At 53.5% G+C, this 1,181-nt stretch carries 1 protein-coding gene; it reads right to left on the bottom strand.

All coding sequences use genetic code 11. The features are described from left to right. Nucleotides 1–1,095, bottom strand: a 1,095-nt coding sequence (locus ET418_RS18030; protein ID WP_188055698.1) for an integrase, incomplete at its 3' end; no start/stop codon positions are given. Between the last annotated feature and the right edge of the window lie 86 nt (nt 1,096–1,181).

The raw sequence follows: 1,181 nt of genomic DNA, 5'->3' as shown, positions 1-1,181 counted from the left end.
TGTAAAGGGATTGAGTGAATTGTAAAGGGCTTCCAGTGTTGTCTTTGCCTCATCCGTGATGTCAACTGACGCAGCGAGTCTTTGATAAGGTGTTCTTGGCGGTTCGTATTTCCGGACATATTTCGAGTTCAATTTCTGTTTTTCCTTGAGCTTGAGGGTTGGGCAGAAAAAGTTGTTGAAGAGGCTCCATTCGTTTTTGTAGAGATCGTTGAGAACGGGGACGAGTTCCTTGTTGTCGAAGCGGTCATAGCCGAGCAGTTGCCTGACATGGGTCCAGTTTTTCTGTTCTACGAAGGCGTTGTCGTTTTTGCGATAGGGTCGCGATCTGGTGAAGAGCACCGGCGCTTTGGGGCGGTCGGTGAAATACCTGGCGAGATGATGGTTGAGGAACTCCGAGCCGTTGTCGCAATCGAAACCCAGGATCGGAAACACGATCATCTGCTCGATGTCCTTGATCTCCCGCAGCACGCCTTGTGAGCCTCGGCCCCAGGTGGCCCGGTTTTCGGTCCATCCGGAGAAGATATCGGTGAAGGTGAGGCTGTGGACGAAGTCCCCGGCCATGGAATTGCCGCAATGGGCAACCGTATCGGCCTCGAAGAATCCCGGTTTGGTCACGTCCCAGTTGTGGGTCTTGACCGGGATCTGGTTTTTAAGCAGTGTGCCAGGTCTGGTGCCGCACCGGCCTTTCTTGTGGAGCACCCGCACCGGTTTGAGCAGGCGGTCGATAGTAGCAGAGCTTGCGGCAAGCAATTTATTACGAATCTCGGGGGTAAGCGGTCCGAACTCCTGCTCGTAGAAAGGAAGCCATAGCGGCATGGCCGCCTTGAGCCTCTTAGAGCACATCTGGTCGGTGGAAAACCAGATGCGCTTGAGAGCGTTGAGAAGCCGCTCGTCATGGTACACGTAACGAGGTCCCGGTTTGCGTTTCCGCGACGCAACCGCATTGTCCTTTTTCAACAACCGGATTGCGTACTTGCGGTTGTAACCGCAGATGGCGCAGAACTCATCGAGAATGGCAGCCTTGTCTTTCCGGCTGGAACGGCGGTAACGGGAGCGGATGGCTTCCAGGTATTCCTGACGGGAACGTAGCACCATATACGGCCTCCTTTCGGTTACCTGTAATATGATGCAACGTTTCCTTTTTGCCACTCCTTCGGTTACATTTAATTTGAGTCAAGTCG

The sequence above is a fragment of the Oryzomonas rubra genome (assembly GCF_008369015.1).
GTDB classification, from domain to species: domain Bacteria; phylum Desulfobacterota; class Desulfuromonadia; order Geobacterales; family Pseudopelobacteraceae; genus Oryzomonas; species Oryzomonas japonica.
This window is presented reverse-complemented; position numbering and strand designations above follow the sequence as displayed.